We start from the raw sequence: 17,084 nt of genomic DNA, 5'->3' as shown, positions 1-17,084 counted from the left end.
TCCCCAGCCTGGCACAGCCGCGGGCGCCGGGACGCGCCGCACGTCACGTGCCGCCACGTCCTCCGCGGGACTTCATCGCGCCGACACCCCCTGCACACCGCGTAGAGCTTGTCGGTGCGAGGCGGTCTCGGCATCCACTCGCCTCCGGGCACGAACGACGACGCGCCCCGAACCGATACGGATCGGGGCGCGTCGGTGATGTCGTCAGTCGAAGCGGGCGCCCTGCGGGTTGGAGTCCAGGAGCATGAACACCAGGAGGATGATCCCGCCGACGAACGGGACGAAGGCGATGAAGATCCAGAAGCCACTGCGGTTGGTGTCGTGCAGGCGACGGACCACGAGGGCGAGGTACGGCACGATGGTCGCCAGCGACCACAGACCGTAGATGACGTAGAAGACCAGGCCGAGGCCGGACGGGCCGACCGGCTCGCCGAACTCGTTGACGGTCGGGCCGCTCGTAGCCAGCGCGAGGACCGACAGCACGATGCCGACGACAGCCATCACGAGCACCCACCACCAGTACTCGCTGCGGCTGGCGCGGCCGCTGAAGGTGGCGTACTTCTTGAAGAACCGCTGCACGGCGGCCCCGATCGGCGCCCCGTAGTACGGCTGGTTCAGGGCCGGGGCGGTCTGCGGATTGGTCACGATGATCCCCCATCACGGCATCGAAGGGATGCCACTCCGGCGAACCGGAATGGCCCGCCGGTCCGGACTCTATCGAGTGCCGAGGTCCGACAGCAGAACATGACGCGAGGACGCGCCGGAGGCCGCGGCCGCCGGCGGGTGGACCGCCTCGCGGAGCTCATCCCCGACACGCCGATGCACGGCATCCCTCACCGGCGTGTCCCCCACAGACTCCGCACGACGGCCCGCACCCCGACCCACACCAGGTCCCACCCCGACCCGCACGACGGCATCGACCCGGATGCCACGGAACGACCCGCCACACCGACGAACGCCCCGCCCTCTCGACGAAGGACGGGGCGTTCGCGCGAAACCTCAGCGCTGGCGCTTCTCGCGGATGCGCATGTTCAGCACGATCGGGGTGCCCTCGAACCCGTAGATCTCGCGCAGACGCCGCTGAATGAACCGGCGGTAGCCCGGGTCGAGGAACCCGGTCGTGAACAGCACGAATGTCGGCGGACGCGTGGACGCCTGCGTGCCGAACAGGATGCGGGGCTGCTTCCCGCCCCGCAGGGGGTGCGGGTGCTCGGCGACGAGCTCGGCCAGGAAGGCGTTGAACTTGCCCGTCGGGATGCGCTGATCCCACGACTCCAGCGCCGTCTCGAGCGCCGGGACGAGCTTGTCGAGGTGCCGGCCGGTGCGCGCCGAGATGTTCACGCGCGGCGCCCACGTCACGTGGGCGAGATCCTGCTCGATCTCGCGCTCGAGGTAGCGGCGGCGGTCGGCGTTCTCCATGTCGTCGTCGTTCAGGCGGTCCCACTTGTTGAACGCCAGCACGAGCGCGCGGCCCGACTCCAGGACCAGGTCGATGATGTTGAGGTCCTGCACGCTGATCGGCTGCGACACGTCGAGCACGACGACGGCGACCTCGGACTTCTCCAGCGCTGTCGAGGTGCGCAGCGACGCGTAGAAGTCGGCGCCCTGCTGCAGGTGCACACGACGACGGATGCCGGCGGTGTCGACGAGCGTCCAGAGCTTGCCGCCGAGCTCGACGACCTCGTCCACGGGGTCGCGGGTGGTGCCCGCGAGCTCGTTGACGACGACGCGCTCTTCGCCGGCGGCCTTGTTCAGCAGCGAGGACTTGCCCACGTTCGGGCGGCCGAGGATCGCGACGCGGCGCGGGCCGCCGATCTCGTACTTGGCGACGGCCGAGACCTGCGGCAGCACCTTCATGAGCTCGTCCAGCAGGTCGGCGACCCCGCGACCGTGGATGGCCGAGACGGGGTGCGGCTCACCGAGTCCGAGGTTCCAGAGAGCGGCTGCCTCGGGCTCCTGACGGGCGTCGTCGACCTTGTTGGCCACGAGGAACACGGGCTTCTTGGTCTTGCGCAGCAAACGGACCACGTGCTCGTCGGTCGCGGTCGCGCCCACGGTGGCATCCACGACGAACAGCACGACGTCGGCGAGGTCGATCGCAACCTCGGCCTGTGCGGCCACCGAGCGATCGATGCCGCGGGCGTCGGGCTCCCATCCGCCGGTGTCGACGAGCGAGAACCGGCGGTCGAGCCACTCGGCCTTGTAGGTCACGCGGTCACGGGTCACGCCCGGGGTGTCCTCGACGACCGCCTCGCGGCGCCCGAGGATGCGGTTCACCAGCGCCGACTTCCCGACGTTCGGGCGGCCGACGATCGCCACGACCGGCAGCGCGGGCAGGAACTCGATGCCGTCTTCGCCCGAGGCGAGGCCCGCGAGCAGCTGTGCGTCCTCCTCGTCGAGGTCGAAGTCCTCCAGGCCGGCGCGCAGCGCCTGCGCGCGCTGCTCCGCCAAGACCTCGTCCAGCTCGGCCATCTTCTCGGCGAGCTGGTCGGGCCCGCCTTCGTACTCGTCGTCAACGCCCATCGCGGGCTCCCATCGTGGAGTCGACGACGTCCAGCACGGCGTCGACGGTCTGTTCGAAATCGAGGTGGGTCGAGTCGACCACCCGCACGCCGGGGGCGGCGGTGAGGAAGTCGACGACCGTGGAATCAGCGGCATCCCGCTTGTGCAGCGCCGCCGCGACGGCTGCGGCGTCGTGAGAGGTGAGCTCGGCGCTGCGTCGTGCGGCGCGCACCTCGGGCGCCGCGGTCAGCAGGATGCGCACCGGCGCATCGGGGTACACCACCGTGGTGATGTCGCGGCCCTCCACCACGACACCGCGCAGACCCGAGGATGCCACGAGCCGACGGAACAGATCGTTCACCGCCTGCCGCACGGCGGGGACCCGAGCGACCCCGCTCACGGCATCCGTCACACGGGGATCGCGGATCGCGGTGGTGACGTCGGTGCCGCCGACGCGGACCCAGCGGTCGGCCGGGTCGAGCGAGATGGCATAGTCGAAGTCGCCGAGCACCTCGAGCACCGCCGTGGCATCCGACGTATCGCTGCCGTGCTCCAAGGCGTGCCACGCGAGCGCCCGGTAGGCGGCGCCGGTGTCGAGGAAGCCGAAACCCAGACGCGTGGCCGCGGCCTTCGAGACGCTGGACTTGCCGCTGCCGGCCGGACCATCGATCGCGACGACGGCGACCGGCGCGTCGGCGGAGGGCTTGGTGAGGGGCTCAGTCATGGGTGGTGCTCGCAATCCGCCATCCGCGCTGCTGGAGCCCGTCGACGGCTCGGCGGACGGCGTCGGGGACGACGCTGATCTCGGCCAGACCGAAGGGCGCCCCGGGCGAGTGCTCGAGACGCAGGTCTTCGACGTTGACGTCGAGGTCGCCCAGTTCGCCGAAGAGGCGACCGAGCTGACCGGCGGTGTCGTCGACCATGACGACGAACGTGTCGAATCGACGGTTCTGGCCGTGCTTGCCCGGAAGGCGCTCGACGCCCTCGTTGCCACGGCGGATCGTGTCGGCCACCGTCCGGCGGGCGCCGGGGGCGTCGGGGGCGCGCAGCGCCGCGGCGACCTCGCTCAGATCGGCGGAGAGCTTGTCGAGCACCTCGACCACCGGTGCCGCGTTCGCGCCGAGGATCTGCACCCAGAGCTCGGGGGCGGATGCCGCGATGCGCGTGGTGTCGCGCACTCCCTGTCCCGCCAGGCGCAGCGAGCCGTCCGGCGCCGAGACGAAACGCCCGGCGAGCAGGCTCGCCACCAACTGCGGGACGTGCGACATGAGCGCGACGGACTCGTCGTGCTCTTCGGGCGTCATCTCGATGAGCGTCGCCCCGAGGTCGAGGGCGAGCCCTTCGACGAGCGAGAGGTCGTGCGCCGAGGTCTCACCGTCGCGGCAGACCACCCAGGGGCGCCCGACGAAGATGTCGGCCCGCGCGGAGATCGCGCCCCCGCGCTCGCGCCCGGCCATGGGATGCGAACCGATGTAGTGCGTCAGATCGACGCCGCGCGAACGCAGCGTCCGCAACGGCTCGAGTTTGATGCTCGCGACGTCGGTGACGACGGCGTCGGGGTAGGTCTCCAGTTCGCGCTGCACGACATCGGCGACCACGTCGGGCGGCACGGCCACCACGATGAGGTTCGGGCGATCGTCCTCGCGCGCGGCACGTCCCGCGCCGTAGTCGATCGCGAGCCGCAGCTGCGACGGGGAGGTGTCGGCGAGAACGACGTCGACGCCGAGGGCGGTGAGGGCGTGACCGACGCTCGCCCCCAGCAGGCCCGATCCCACGACGCGCACCGTGCCGCTGGTGCGGGTCGCCAACGGCGCCTCCGCGCGCGCGGACGTTCCGTACGGTTCGGTCATCGGGTCTCCTGCTGCCCAGGCGGTGACGCTCGCACCGCGCGGCGCCCGAGGGTCACTCGGCCGGAGCGGCCGGAGTGTCGCCGTCTCGACGAGACAGCGTGAGCAGTGCGCCGCGTTCTACTGTAGTCAACTCGCGGGCCTTCCCCACCGGGAGAGTTCCCAGGTGGAGCGGACCGAACTGCCGACGGACCAGCTCGACGACGGGGTGCCCGACCTCGGCCATCATGCGTCGCACGATGCGGTTGCGTCCGGAGTGCAGCGTCAGCTCCACCAGGCTCGCGCCCTTCGAGGCATCCAACAGCCGTGCTTTGTCGGCCGCGATGGGGCCGTCCTCGAGTTCGACGCCCTTGGTCAGCCGAGCGATCGTCTGCGGTGTCACGAGTCCGTCGACCTTCGCGATGTAGACCTTCGTCACGCCGAACGAGGGGTGCGCGAGCACGTGGGCGAGGTCGCCGTCGTTCGTGAGCACGAGCAGCCCGCTCGTGTCGGCATCCAGACGCCCGACGTTGTACAGACGCTCGGGCCACTCCTTCGTGAAGCGCCGCAGGTCCGGCCGCCCCCGGTCGTCGCTCATCGAGCTGACGACCCCGGTCGGCTTGTTGAGGATCACGTACCTCTTGGAGGCGTCCAGCTGCACCGCGACGCCGTCGACGTCGACGAGGTCGCTCTCCGGGTCGATGCGCGAACCGAGCTCGGTGACCACCTGTCCGTTCACCCGGACGCGTCCCTCGACGATCATCTGCTCCGACACGCGGCGCGAGGCCACGCCGGCGTTCGCGAGCACCTTCTGCAGGCGTACGCCTTCGTCGTTCATCTGAGCACCTCTCCGTCGAATCCGTCCGCGCCGTCGTCGAGCAACGGCGAGATGTGGGGCAGCTCGTCGAGCGAGTTGATGCCCAGGTTCACCAGCAGCTGATCGGTGGTGCCGTAGTGGATCGCACCCGTGTCCGGGTCGGTGAAGACCTCGGTGATCAGTCCGCGCGCGAGCAGGGTGCGGACGACCGAGTCGACGTTCACGGCGCGGATGGATGCCACCTGCCCGCGCGTCACGGGCTGTTTGTAGGCGATGACGGCCAGGGTCTCCAGCGCCGCCTGCGACAGCCGCGACGGCGCCTGGGTGTTGACGAACTCCCCCACGACATCGTCGTACTCCTCGCGGACGTACAGCCGCCAGCCGCCGCCGACCTCGCGCAGCTCGAAGCCGCGCCGGGGTCCGCCGGTCTCGCCGTCGTAGTCGGCGACGAGGCCCTCGATCGCCTGACGCACCGCCGGTACCGGCGCGGCGACCGCGGCGGCGAGGCTCACCAGGCTCTGCGGCTCGTCGAGGATCAACAGGATCGCCTCCAGGCGACGAGCCACGGATGCCGTGTCGCTCGGGCGCGCGGGCGTGACGGCGTCCGTCTCGGTGGCGGTGTCATCGGTCATAATCGGCTCCCAGGGCGGCGAGGTTCTCTTCCGACCACCTCTCGGCGGTCCAGCGCAGCGTCAACTCTCCCAGGGGTTCCAGCTGCTCGAACGACAGCGCGGAGTGACGGTACAACTCGAGGATGGCGAGGAACCGCGCCACGACCACGCCCGTCTGCGCCACTCCGGCGACGAGGTCGCGGAAGTTCAGCGTCCCCGCGCCGCGGAGCAGGGTGACGACGATCGCGGCCTGCTCGCGGATGCTCACCAGCGGCGCGTGCAGGTGGTCGAGCCCTACCGTCGGCGGCTGCTTCGGCGCGAGGGCGACCACCGCGAGCGCGGCGAAGTCCTCGGCGCTGAGGGTCCACACCAACTCCGGCACGGCGCTGCGGTACTTCTCGTCCAGACGGACGTTGCGGGTGTGACGGCGGTCCTCGCGCTGCAGGCAGCGGGCGAACCACGCCGAGACCTCTTTGAAGGCCCGGTACTGCAGCAGGCGCGCGAACAGCAGGTCGCGGGCCTCGAGCAGCGCCACGGACTCGGCATCCACCAGTTCGCCCTGGGGCAGGAGACCGGCGATCTTCATGTCAAGGAGCGTCGCGGCCACCACGAGGAACTCGGATGCCTCGTCCAGGTCACCCGCGGGACCGAGAGCCCGCAGATACGCGATGAACTCATCCGTGACACGGCTGAGCGCGACCTCGGTGATGTCGAGCTCGTGCGCCGAGATGAGGTTCAGCAGCAGATCGAAGGGTCCGTCGAAGACGGGCAGCGAGACGCGGAACCCGGCGGCCTCGTCGGTAGCGGATGCCGCCTGCGCAGCGTCGGCACCCTCCGGCGCCGTGGCGGGAACGCTGTCGTCAGGCGACGGCGCCACGGGCGACCAGCTCCCGCGCCAACCGCATGTAGGCCTGTGCGGCGGCGTGCTCGGGCGCGAACTCGGTGATCGGCATGCCCGAGACCGAGGCATCCGGGAACTTCACCGTGCGCCCGATGACCGTTTCGAGAACGTCGTCGCCGAACGCTTCGACCACGCGCTCCAGCACTTCGCGCGAGTGGAGCGTGCGCGGGTCGTACATCGTCGCGAGCACGCCGTCCAGCTCGATCGCGGGGTTGAGACGGTCGCGGACCTTGTCGATCGTCTCGATGAGGAGGGCGACACCGCGCAGGGCGAAGAACTCGCACTCGAGCGGAATGAGCACACCGTGGGCCGCGGTGAGCGCGTTGACGGTGAGGAGGCCGAGCGAGGGCTGGCAGTCCACGAGCACGACGTCGTAGTCGGCGGCGACCTTGCGGAGCACGCGAGCCAGGATCGTCTCGCGGGCGACCTCGTTGACCAGGTGCACCTCGGCGGCCGACAGGTCGATGTTCGCCGGGATGAGGTCGAGACCCTCGACACGGGTGTGGACGATGGCCTCGTGCGGGTCGCGTTTGGTGTCCAGCAGCAGATCGTAGATCGTGGGCACATCGTGGGTCTGGATGCCGAGGCCCGCCGACAGCGCACCCTGCGGGTCGAAATCGATCGCGAGCACCCGGCGACCGTAACCGGCCAGCGACGCGGCGAGGTTGATCGTGGTCGTCGTCTTGCCGACGCCGCCCTTCTGATTGCACAGGGCGATGATGCGTGCGGGGCCGTGGCTGTCGAGCTTCGGCGGCGTGGGGAAACCGTTGTACGGCCGTCCGGTGGGTCCGAGGATGACCTCGTCCGCGCTCTTCGCCGTCCCCTTCGTGCTCGCCGACACCGAGTCTCCCGCCTTCGTCATAACCGTCCCGAGTCTACCCGCCGCCCCGCCGCACGCCGGGAGACCCGCGGCGTACCCGCACAACAGCCGCCGCCCGGGCCGGTCGCCGGGTTCAGCGCGCTCGCGGGTGCGCGGTGGCGTAGACGTCGCGGAGCGCGTCGACCGACACGTGAGTGTAGATCTGCGTCGTGGCGACCGAGGCGTGCCCGAGGAGCTCCTGCACCACGCGGACGTCGGCGCCGCCCTGCAGCAGGTGGGTCGCGAAGGAGTGCCGCAGCGTGTGCGGCGAGACGTGCGCGGTGAGTCCCGCGCGCTCGGCGGCCGCCTGGATGATGAGCCACGCGCTCTGACGCGACAGCGGCGCACCCCGCACGCCGAGGAACAGCCGCGGCGTCGCACGCCCCTTCGCCGCCCAGCCGGGGCGCACGCGCGTCAGGTAAGCCTCGACCGCCGCGCGGGCGTACGACCCGACCGGCACGATGCGCTCCTTCGCCCCCTTGCCCCGTACGCGAAGCACATCTCCGTGCGCGGTGTCGTCGACGTCGAGCTGCACGATCTCCGACACGCGGGCCCCCGTGGCGTAGAGCAGTTCGAGCAAGGCCCGGTCGCGGACGGCCGACGCGTCCGCCGCGGTCGCATCCGCCGATCCCGGCGCCGGTCCCGCGGCATCCAGGAGCTGCTCGACCTGACCGATCGACAGCGCCTTCGGCAGACGGCGCGGGGCCTTCGGGGGACGCAGCCGGCCGCTCGGATCGGCGGCGGAGCGTCCCTCCCGCACCAGGAACCGGTGCAGCCCCCGCACCGAGGACTGCAGGCGCGCGAGCGACGACGCGGCCGGCGGTGGCTCGGCCGCCGCCCGCTCCGCGGCGAAGTCGGCGACCATCCCCGGTGTCACGCCATCCGCGTCGTCGACACCGCGCTCCCCCAACCAGGCCCTGTACACCGCGAGGTCGCGGCGATACGCCGCGACGGTGTGGTCGGACAGCCCGCGCTCGAGCGCGACATGGCGCAGGTACGTCTCGACCGCGCGCTCGAGCTCCACGTCAGGCCGACGCGGCCTCGCGGCGCAGCACCTCGCCGGCGGCGAGGACCCCGGTGGCCAGGATGCCGTTGCGCAGGCGCCCCGCGAGCACCCCGTCGATCACATCGGCCAGCGGCACGCGCTCGACCCGCATGTCGGACTCCTCGTGCTCCCGCTCGTAGTCGGTCACGACGTCCGAGAGCCCGCGGGCGAGGAAGATGTGCACGACCTCGTCGTTGCCGCCGGGGGTGGTGTGGACCGAGACGAGGTGCTGCCAGTGCTCGGCCGCGAGGTCGACCTCTTCGGCCAGCTCACGCTGGGCCGTCTCCACGGGGGGCTCGCCGGCCACGTCGAGCAGCCCGGCCGGGATCTCCCAGTCGCGCTCCTTGATGGGCTGCCGGTACTGCTGGATGAGCACGACACGACCGTCGTCGTCGAGCGCGACGACCGCGGCGGCCCCCGGGTGCTCGACGTACTGGCGGGTCATCTCGCCGGCTCCGTACCGCACCGTGTCGGAACGGACGTCCCACACGGCGCCCCGGTACACGAGGTCGCTGGCGACGACCTCCAGGTCGACGGGCTCGTCGCGCAGCGACTCCATGTCAGTCCTCCTCGACGTCGAAAAGCTCGCTCGAGCGGTGACGCTCGAGCGCCGCGCCGACGAGACCGCGGAACAGCGGGTGCGGCTGGGTCGGCCGCGACCGAAGCTCGGGGTGAGCCTGTGTGGCGATGTAGTACGGGTGCACATCGCGCGGGAGCTCGACGTATTCCACCAGGTCGAGATCGGGGTTGAGACCCGAGAACACCAGGCCCGCGTCGCTGAGCTGCTGACGGTAGGCGTTGTTGACCTCGTACCGGTGGCGGTGGCGCTCGGACACCCGGTTCGCCCCGTACACCTCGGCGGCGAGCGACCCCTCGGCCAGGTCGGCCGGGTACAGGCCCAGGCGCATGGTTCCGCCGAGGTCGCCGCTCTGGAGGATGTCGATCTGCTCGGCCATCGTGGCGACGACCGGGTGAACGGTGTCCGGGTCGAACTCGCTCGACGAGGCGCCCTCGAGCCCGGCGACGGTGCGTGCGTATTCGATCACCATGCACTGCAGGCCCAGGCAGATGCCGAGGGTCGGGATGCCCTGCTCGCGCGCGAAACGCAGCGCTCCGAGCTTGCCCTCGATGCCGCGGATACCGAAGCCGCCCGGAACGATGATGCCGTCCACGGCCGAGAGGGCCTTGGCCGCTCCCTCGGGCGTCTCGCACAGGTCGGACGGGATCCAGGTGATCTTCACGTGCGTCTCCTGGGCGAAGCCGCCGGCCTTGATCGCCTCGGTCACCGACAGGTAGGCATCCGGAAGGTCGATGTACTTTCCGACGAGGCCGATCGTGACCTCGTGCTTCGGGTTGTGCACCGCCTGCAGCACGCGCTGCCACCGCGACCAGTCGACGTCCGCGGCCTTGTCGATGCCGAGCGCGTCGACGATGTAGGCGTCCAGACCCTGGTCGTGCAGCATCGTCGGGATGTCGTAGATGCTCGGCACGTCGACCGCGTTCACCACGGCGTCCTCGTCGACGTCGCACATGAGCGCGATCTTCCGCTTGTTCGACTCGGTCACGGGCCGGTCGCTGCGCAGCACGAGCGCGTCGGGCTGGATGCCGATCGACCGCAGCGCCGCGACGGAGTGCTGGGTGGGCTTGGTCTTCTGCTCACCCGACGCGCCCATGAACGGCACGAGCGAGACGTGCACGAAGAAGACGTTCTTGCGGCCGAGTTCGTGGCGGATCTGCCGCGCCGACTCGATGAAGGGCTGCGACTCGATGTCGCCGACAGTGCCGCCGATCTCGGTGATGATGACGTCGGGCTGCGGCGACTCGGTGGCCTGCAGCCGCATGCGCCGCTTGATCTCGTCGGTGATGTGCGGGATGACCTGGACGGTGTCGCCGAGGTATTCGCCGCGGCGCTCGCGCGCGATCACCTGCGAGTAGATCTGACCGGTGGTGACATTGGCCGCCTGGCTCAGCTCGATGTCGAGGAAGCGCTCGTAATGACCGATGTCGAGGTCTGTCTCGGCCCCGTCGTCGGTGACGAACACCTCGCCGTGCTGGAACGGGTTCATCGTCCCCGGATCCACGTTGAGATAGGGGTCGAGCTTCTGCATGACGACGTGGAGACCGCGCGCCGTGAGAAGGTTGCCGAGGCTGGCCGCCGTCAGGCCCTTGCCGAGAGAGGAAACCACTCCTCCGGTCACGAAGATGTGCTTCGTGGTGAAGGTCGATGCCGTGGTGTCGTCTGAATGTCCCGCGTCCGAAGTCTGCATCACGGGCTTCGATCCTATCAGTCGTCTCGGAGGGTGGCGGCGCGCAGCGCGCCGCGCGATGAGGGAAGTCTGACATCGGCCACCGACACGCGTGTCACCCGGACATGACGATCCCGTGTCGCCCGCGCGGGGTCACCGGACGGCGCGGCCGGTCTCCAGCAGCTCTCGCGCGTGGGTGAGAGCGGCGTCCGAGTCACTCAGGCCCGACAGCAGACGCGCCATCTCGGCCTCGCGCTCGGCGCCCTCGAGTCGACGGACACTGGATGCCGTCACCGCACCGTCGCTGCCCTTGACGACCGTGAGGTGGTTACCGGCGAAGGCCGCGACCTGCGCGAGGTGCGTGACCGCGATGACCTGGGACGACTCCGCGAGACGTGCCAGTCGCCGCCCGACCTCGATCGCCGCGGCCCCGCCGATCCCGGCATCCACCTCGTCGAAGACGAACGTCGGCACCGGATCGACGCCGGCGATGACGACCTCGATCGCCAGCATCACGCGGCTGAGCTCGCCGCCGGAGGCGCCGCGCGACACCGGCCGCGGATCGGCACCGGGGTGCGGGGCAAGCAGGATCGCGACGTCGTCGCGTCCATGGGCTCCGGGAGTCGTCGACGGGCTCACCTCGACGGTGAGTCGCGCATCCGGGAGGGCGAGCGCGTGGAGCTCCTCGGTCACGGCCGTCCCGAGCCGCTCGGCGGCTTCGAGTCGCGCCGCGGTGAGCGCCTCGGCGGCGGAGTCGAGCTCGGCCGCCGCGGCATCGCGCTGGGCGACGAGCCGCTCGATCCGGTCGCCGTCGTCGTCGAGCTCGACCAGCCGTGCCGATCCGGTCTCGAGCAGGGCGATGGCGGCCTCCACCGAGCCGTGCGCGCGCGCCAGCGCCGCCAGCACGCCTCGCCGTTCGTCGACCGCTGCGAGCTCGTGCGGTCCGGACTCATCGAGGTCGGCGAGGTAGCCCGACAGCGCGACCGCGGCGTCGGTCGCGCGGTAGCCCAGGTCGGCGACCTGCTCCCCGATCGCTGCGAGCGCCGCGTCGCTGCCCGACACGCGCTCGAGCGCGCGGCGCGCCTCGGCAAGAAGCGTCACCACGTCGGGGGTGTCGTCGTCGCTGGAGAGGACCGCGTGGGCGCTCGACGCAGCCACGCGCAGCTCCTCCGCGTTCGCCAAGCGCTCGGCGCGGCGCGCGAGCTCCTCCTCCTCGCCGGGAACCGGTGCGGCGGCCTCGATCTCGGCGATCGCCGCGCGTAGCTCCTCCGCCTCGCGGGCACGATCATCCCGGTCCGCGGTCAGCGTCGTCAACTCGGCATCCAGGGTCCGCCAGGTGTCCCACGCCGCGCGATAGGCCGCTCGCGCGCCAGCGACCGGGTCTCCCCCGAAGCGGTCGAGCGCGTCGCGCTGAGCGGATGCCGAGCGCAACCGAAGCTGATCGGACTGCCCGTGCACCACGACGAGGTCGTCGGCGAGGTCGGCCAGGACGCCGGCGGGCGCCGTCCGTCCGCCCACGGTCGCCCGTCCCCGGCCCTCACTGGACACGGTGCGCCCGAGATACAGCTCAGCGGCGCCGTCGCCGAGAGGCTCGATGTCTCCCCCGGCCTCACGTACGCGGGCGGCGACGGGTCCGTCCTCGGGGACGACCCACACGCCCTCCACCGCCGCCTGCGCCGCGCCCGAGCGCACGGCGCCCGAGTCCGCGCGCTGGCCGAGCAGCAGCCCGAGACCCGTGACGACCATCGTCTTACCCGCACCGGTCTCGCCGGTGATGGCGGTGAACCCCGGGCCGATCGGCAGCGTCGCGTCGGCGATGACGCCGAGATCGCGCAGGCGCATCTCCTCGATCACGGCATGCCCCCCAGAGCGCCGCGCCATCCCGTGACGGGCAACCGGAACTTCCGCACCAGCCGGTCGGTGAACGCCGCCGGGTGCAGACGCGCAAGCCGCACGGGCCGTGACGAGCGCCGCGCCACGACGCGGGCTCCCGGGGGGAGCTCGTGCGAGCGACGTCCGTCGCACCACAGGATGCCGCTCCCGCTCGTGCGCTCGAGCACCTCGACCGCGACCGTGGCCTCGGGGCTGACCACGAGCGGCCGTGCGAACAGCGCGTGCGCCGACAGCGGCACCACCGCGATCGCCTCGACCGTGGGCCAGATGACGGGGCCTCCGGCGGAGAAGTTGTACGCCGTCGACCCCGTGGGAGTCGACACGACGATCCCGTCGCACCCGAAGGAGGACAGGGGCTTGCCGTCGACCTCCATCACGACCTCGAGCATGCGCTCGCGACTCGCCTTCTCGACGGTCGCCTCATTCAGCGCCCAGGTCTCGAAGACCACCCGATCGTCGGCGTCGAGCACCTTCACCGCGAGGGCGAGGCGTTCCTCGACGCGATAATCGCGCGCGATGACGCGGCGCACCGCGTCGTCCATGTCGTCGCGCTCGATCTCGGCGAGGAAGCCGACGTGGCCCATGTTGATGCCCAGGATGGGCGCGGTGCCTCCACGCACCGTCTCGGCGGCGCGGAGGATCGTGCCGTCGCCGCCGAGCACGATGGCGAGCTCGAGGTCCTCGACCCCCACCTCGACACCGAGCGTCTCGACGCCCGCCAGCGAGAGCCGTTCGGCGAGTTCGGGACGGTCGTCCGCGGAGACCACGGGCACGGCACCGGCGGCCCGCACCGCCGAGAGCACGCGCTGCGCCGCCTCGACGGTGTCGTCGCGGCGGGCATGGACGACGAGCAGGATTCGGCGTTCGCTGGGGGTCATCGGCTTCCGGTCAGTCGGGTCACGGTGCTCTCCCATTCTGAGGGGTCGGCGCCCCGGGTGTCCGAGAACCACGCCACGTACTCCTGGTTGCCGTGCGTGCCCGCGATCGGCGACGCGATGAGCCCGGCCGTGCGCAGCCCCACGTCCCACGCCGCCCAGAGCACGCCGTGCACGGCGTCGGATCGCAGGGCGGGGTCGGTCACGAGGCCACCCTTCACCGCCGTGCGCCCGACTTCGAACTGGGGCTTGATCAGCAGCAGCACGTCGGCCGCCGGCGCCGCCGTCCCGACCACGGCGGGAAGCACGTGATGCAGGGAGATGAACGACAGATCGCCCGTGACGAGACTCGGCCGCTCGAGGACTCCGGTGGCGGCGGCGAGGCTGTCGGCGGTCATGAAGCGCACGTTATACCCCTCGACCGACACGACCCCGATGTCGGCGGCCACGGCTGGGGACAACTGCCCGTGGCCGACGTCGACCGCCATCACGGGCGTCGCGCCGCGCTCGCGGAGCACCTGGGTGAACCCGCCCGTCGACGCCCCGAGGTCCAGGGCCACGCGACCACCGGGGTCGACCGCGAACGCGTCGAGGGCCGCGATGAGTTTGTGCGCCCCCCGGCTGACGTAGTGGTCGCTGACGGCCACATCGATGCGCGCGTCGTCGTCCACGCGGACAGAGGGCTTGACGACGCCGCGCCCGTCGACGGTCACGAGCCCCGCGGCGATGAGTTGCGCAGCATGCGTGCGCGAACGCGCGAGACCGCGTGCGGCCAGCTCGGCGTCCAGCCGCCCGCTCATCCGTCGGCCGGCGTCGCCGCCCCCGATTCGAGCCGGCGCGCGAGCTCGTCGTGCAGTGCCGCGTATGCGTCCGCGCGTGTGTCGAGGGGCTGCTCCTCGATGATGCGCAAGCGGCCGATCAGTTCGGCGTCGGCATCGGTCTCGCGGTGGTCCGACATGGATGCCATCGTATCGGCGTCAGCGCACGCGGAACGGATCCGCATACAACTGCTCCGGCACGCGGAACCCGAAGATGGCGCGACCGGAGCCCCAGATCGCCGCCGCGCCGGCGCGCAGCAGGTCGATCTGCCGGTCCCCCGCCGACAGGATGCGCAGGTCGACACCGTCGACCTCGACCACCGCGTCGCCCACGCGCGTGCGGGTGCCCTTGACGATCGTGGCGGGGTAGGGCTCGAACAGCTGCCGCAGATCGGCGACGATGAAGTCCGGTCGCTGACTGGGGATGGCGGCGAGGAGTTGCTTCGGCCGGTCGATCCCTGTGAGCACGTGCACCGCCTTCATACCCGCAGCCCGCGCGCCCTGCACGTCGGTGTCGAGCCGGTCGCCGATGAACAGCGGCGACTGCGCGCCCGTGCGGGCTACGGCGACGTCGAAGATCGGGCGTTCCGGCTTACCGGCGACCGTGGCCAGGCGTCCGACGGCGGTGTGGACGGCGGAGACCAGTGTGCCGTTGCCCGGCGCGATGCCCCGGGCCTGCGGGATGGTCCAGTCGGTGTTGGTCGCCACCCACGGAATACCCCCCTCTTCCGGCGGCGTCGCCAGTGCGTACGCGGCCTCCGCGAGCTGCTGCCAGCCGACCTCGGGCGCGAAGCCCTGCACGACGGCTGCCGGAGCGTCGTCGGCGCTGCGCGTGACGACGAACCCTGCCTTCTCGACCTCGACGACCAGGCCCTCTCCCCCGACGACCAGCAGGGTGGAGCCGGCGGGCACGAGGTCGGCGAGCAGCCGCATGGCGGCTTGCGGACTCGTGACGACGTCCTCTGGCGCGACCCGCAGTCCGAGCGAGGTGAGGTGTTCGGCGACGGAGGCATCCGTCCGCGACGCGTTGTTCGTGATGTACCCCAGTCGGCGCCCCTCGTCGGCGGCGCGATTCAGGCTCTCGACCGCGTGCGGCAGGGCGCCCGGACCGGCGTAGACCACGCCGTCGAGATCAGCGAGGACGACGTCGACGCCGTCCAGCGGAGTCGGAGCAGGCTTGCCGCGCCCGAACATCATCCCCTGTCTTCCTGTCCTTCGCCGGCGTCCCCGACGCTGTCCTCCTGCACGGGGATGACACCGGATGCCACGTCCACACTGCCGTCGTCATCGACGAGTTCGATCTCCTCGACGACGATGACCTCGCGATCGGCGACGCCCGCGGCGGCATCCAGCGCCTCCGCAGCGACCTCCGCGCGACGGAACCATTCCGCAGCCTCGTCCGTGCGACCGAGTTCTTCGAGCACGGCGGCCCGGGCGGCGAACAGCGCCGGGCTCCATTCGAACGCGCGGTCCGGGTCGGCCTCGGGGATCTCGAGCTCCTGCAGCGCCCGATCGGCCTGCCCGAGATCGAGACGGGCCCCCGACATGGCGATGGCGAGCTGCGCCCGCACCGCCGCCGGCAACGTGGAACGCTCGACCGAGCGTCCTTCTTCGAGAGCACGGTCGGGACGTCCGACTCCGCGCTCACTGTCGACGATCAACGGAAGCTGTTCGTCTGATCCCGAGATGCGGCGGTGGGTCCGCAGCTCGCGCAAGGCGAGCGCGAAGTCACCGACCGCATAGGCGGTGATGGCGACCGTCTCGCGGACGATGGCCACGCGACCCGCACTACGCGACGCCGCCAAGGCGTGCTGGTGCGCCAGGTCGGGATCGTCGTCGATCAGACGGGATGCCATCACCAGGTGACGGGCGACGTTCTCGGCATTGTCCTTGCTCAGTGTCTTCAGCTCATTGCGCGCGGCCCCGGGAAGATCGCGCGCGGTGACGTCCTCCGGGATGACCGGTCCCCGCTCTCGCCGGTCCTGCGGTGGGCGCGTGGCACGACCCTCGGAGCGGTCGAAGCGCCGGGGAGCGCCGGCTCCCGGACGTCGGTCGCCGGAGGGGCGACGGTCGCCGCCCGAGCTGAAGGGGCGTGCCTCGCCATCCCTGCGCGGGCGCCGCGCGCCGTCGCCGTCCGGCCGCGGACGGCGGTCACCCTCGCGGCGGGCACGACCGGGCGCCTCACCGTCACGGCGGAACGGCCGAGCGTCACCCTCGCGGCGAGGACGACCGTATCCACCCTCGGGAGAACGACGCTGACCACCGTCGCGGTTCGGGCGCGCGTCTCCGTTTCCGGTACGCGGACGTCCATCGCCGTCCCGTCGCGGCCGGGGGGTGCTCTCTCCATCGCGCCGTGCGGTGCGGTCGTCTCGATCCCGGCGCGGGCGGACGGGGCCGTCACCGTCCCGGCGGAAAGACCGGGCCGAGGAGTCCCGTGCGGGACGGGAACGCCCGGCGCGACTCTCGCCCCCCGAGGCGGAACGGTGTCGGGACCGGTCGTCGGGGCGACCTCCGTTGACGTTGCGCTCGTTGGCGTCGTCGTTCGACATGACGATCCTTCCCCCGGAAATGTGTCCGTATATGCGAAATGGCCACCCAGCGTTGGGTGGCCATCTCGTGTGAAGAAGTCCGGCGGTGTCCTACTCTCCCACAGGGTCCCCCCTGCAGTACCATCGGCGCTGAGAGGCTTAG

The 17,084-nt window shown here is 71.3% G+C and carries 17 protein-coding genes and 1 rRNA gene; all 18 read right to left on the bottom strand.

Going from position 1 to position 17,084, the window contains the following annotated elements:
- Positions 1 to 204: 204 nt before the first annotated feature.
- Positions 205 to 645: a DUF805 domain-containing protein gene (locus LL239_RS12310; protein ID WP_228163735.1), complete on the bottom strand. Its 441-nt coding sequence runs from the start codon at positions 643 to 645 to the stop codon at positions 205 to 207.
- A gap of 354 nt (positions 646 to 999) precedes the next feature.
- Positions 1,000 to 2,523 carry a ribosome biogenesis GTPase Der gene (gene der / locus LL239_RS12305; protein ID WP_228163734.1) on the bottom strand — a complete coding sequence of 508 codons (1,524 nt, stop codon included), beginning with the start codon at positions 2,521 to 2,523 and terminating at the stop codon, positions 1,000 to 1,002.
- The gene (cmk, locus tag LL239_RS12300; protein WP_228163733.1) at positions 2,513 to 3,226 is read right to left on the bottom strand and encodes a (d)CMP kinase; all 714 of its coding nucleotides are present in this window, start codon (positions 3,224 to 3,226) and stop codon (positions 2,513 to 2,515) included. The genes der and cmk overlap by 11 nt, the downstream gene beginning before the upstream one ends.
- Positions 3,219 to 4,352, bottom strand: coding sequence for a prephenate dehydrogenase (locus LL239_RS12295; protein ID WP_228163732.1), 1,134 nt, complete (start codon positions 4,350 to 4,352; stop codon positions 3,219 to 3,221). Before LL239_RS12295 ends, cmk begins: the two co-directional genes overlap by 8 nt.
- Positions 4,353 to 4,404: 52 nt before the next feature.
- The gene (locus tag LL239_RS12290) at positions 4,405 to 5,166 is read right to left on the bottom strand and encodes a pseudouridine synthase (protein WP_228163731.1); all 762 of its coding nucleotides are present in this window, start codon (positions 5,164 to 5,166) and stop codon (positions 4,405 to 4,407) included.
- Positions 5,163 to 5,777: an SMC-Scp complex subunit ScpB gene (scpB, locus tag LL239_RS12285; RefSeq protein ID WP_228163730.1), complete on the bottom strand. Its 615-nt coding sequence runs from the start codon at positions 5,775 to 5,777 to the stop codon at positions 5,163 to 5,165. Before scpB ends, LL239_RS12290 begins: the two co-directional genes overlap by 4 nt.
- Positions 5,767 to 6,633, bottom strand: a complete 867-nt coding sequence (locus LL239_RS12280; protein ID WP_228163729.1) for a segregation and condensation protein A — start codon at positions 6,631 to 6,633, stop codon at positions 5,767 to 5,769. Before LL239_RS12280 ends, scpB begins: the two co-directional genes overlap by 11 nt.
- Positions 6,617 to 7,519, bottom strand: coding sequence for a ParA family protein (locus LL239_RS12275; protein ID WP_228163728.1), 903 nt, complete (start codon positions 7,517 to 7,519; stop codon positions 6,617 to 6,619). The genes LL239_RS12280 and LL239_RS12275 overlap by 17 nt, the downstream gene beginning before the upstream one ends.
- Before the next feature lie 91 nt (positions 7,520 to 7,610).
- Positions 7,611 to 8,540: a site-specific tyrosine recombinase XerD gene (locus LL239_RS12270; protein ID WP_228163727.1), complete on the bottom strand. Its 930-nt coding sequence runs from the start codon at positions 8,538 to 8,540 to the stop codon at positions 7,611 to 7,613.
- A 1-nt stretch (position 8,541) separates the two neighbouring features.
- The gene (locus tag LL239_RS12265; RefSeq protein ID WP_228163726.1) at positions 8,542 to 9,120 is read right to left on the bottom strand and encodes an NUDIX domain-containing protein; all 579 of its coding nucleotides are present in this window, start codon (positions 9,118 to 9,120) and stop codon (positions 8,542 to 8,544) included.
- A 1-nt stretch (position 9,121) separates the two neighbouring features.
- Positions 9,122 to 10,828 (bottom strand): CTP synthase, encoded by a 1,707-nt coding sequence (locus LL239_RS12260; protein WP_228163897.1) that lies wholly within the window; start codon positions 10,826 to 10,828, stop codon positions 9,122 to 9,124.
- 132 nt (positions 10,829 to 10,960) lie between these two features.
- Positions 10,961 to 12,661 (bottom strand): DNA repair protein RecN, encoded by a 1,701-nt coding sequence (gene recN, locus LL239_RS12255; protein ID WP_228163725.1) that lies wholly within the window; start codon positions 12,659 to 12,661, stop codon positions 10,961 to 10,963.
- On the bottom strand, positions 12,658 to 13,578 hold the full coding sequence (locus LL239_RS12250; RefSeq protein ID WP_228163724.1) for an NAD kinase: 921 nt from the start codon (positions 13,576 to 13,578) through the stop codon (positions 12,658 to 12,660). Before LL239_RS12250 ends, recN begins: the two co-directional genes overlap by 4 nt.
- On the bottom strand, positions 13,575 to 14,375 hold the full coding sequence (locus tag LL239_RS12245; RefSeq protein WP_228163723.1) for a TlyA family RNA methyltransferase: 801 nt from the start codon (positions 14,373 to 14,375) through the stop codon (positions 13,575 to 13,577). Before LL239_RS12245 ends, LL239_RS12250 begins: the two co-directional genes overlap by 4 nt.
- Positions 14,372 to 14,533 (bottom strand): hypothetical protein, encoded by a 162-nt coding sequence (locus LL239_RS12240; RefSeq protein WP_228163722.1) that lies wholly within the window; start codon positions 14,531 to 14,533, stop codon positions 14,372 to 14,374. The genes LL239_RS12245 and LL239_RS12240 overlap by 4 nt, the downstream gene beginning before the upstream one ends.
- A 19-nt stretch (positions 14,534 to 14,552) precedes the next feature.
- Complete coding sequence (locus LL239_RS12235; protein ID WP_228163721.1) at positions 14,553 to 15,590, bottom strand: HAD-IIA family hydrolase; 1,038 nt, start codon at positions 15,588 to 15,590, stop codon at positions 14,553 to 14,555.
- Positions 15,587 to 16,249, bottom strand: coding sequence for a hypothetical protein (locus LL239_RS12230; RefSeq protein ID WP_228163720.1), 663 nt, complete (start codon positions 16,247 to 16,249; stop codon positions 15,587 to 15,589). Before LL239_RS12230 ends, LL239_RS12235 begins: the two co-directional genes overlap by 4 nt.
- Before the next feature lie 770 nt (positions 16,250 to 17,019).
- A 5S ribosomal RNA gene (gene rrf / locus LL239_RS18205) occupies positions 17,020 to 17,084 on the bottom strand; the annotation flags it as partial.

Origin of the sequence: Microbacterium testaceum (genome assembly GCF_020781835.1) — a bacterium.
Taxonomy (GTDB): domain Bacteria; phylum Actinomycetota; class Actinomycetes; order Actinomycetales; family Microbacteriaceae; genus Microbacterium; species Microbacterium testaceum_H.
Note: the sequence above shows the minus strand (reverse complement) of the source record. Positions and strands in the feature narration are given on the sequence as shown.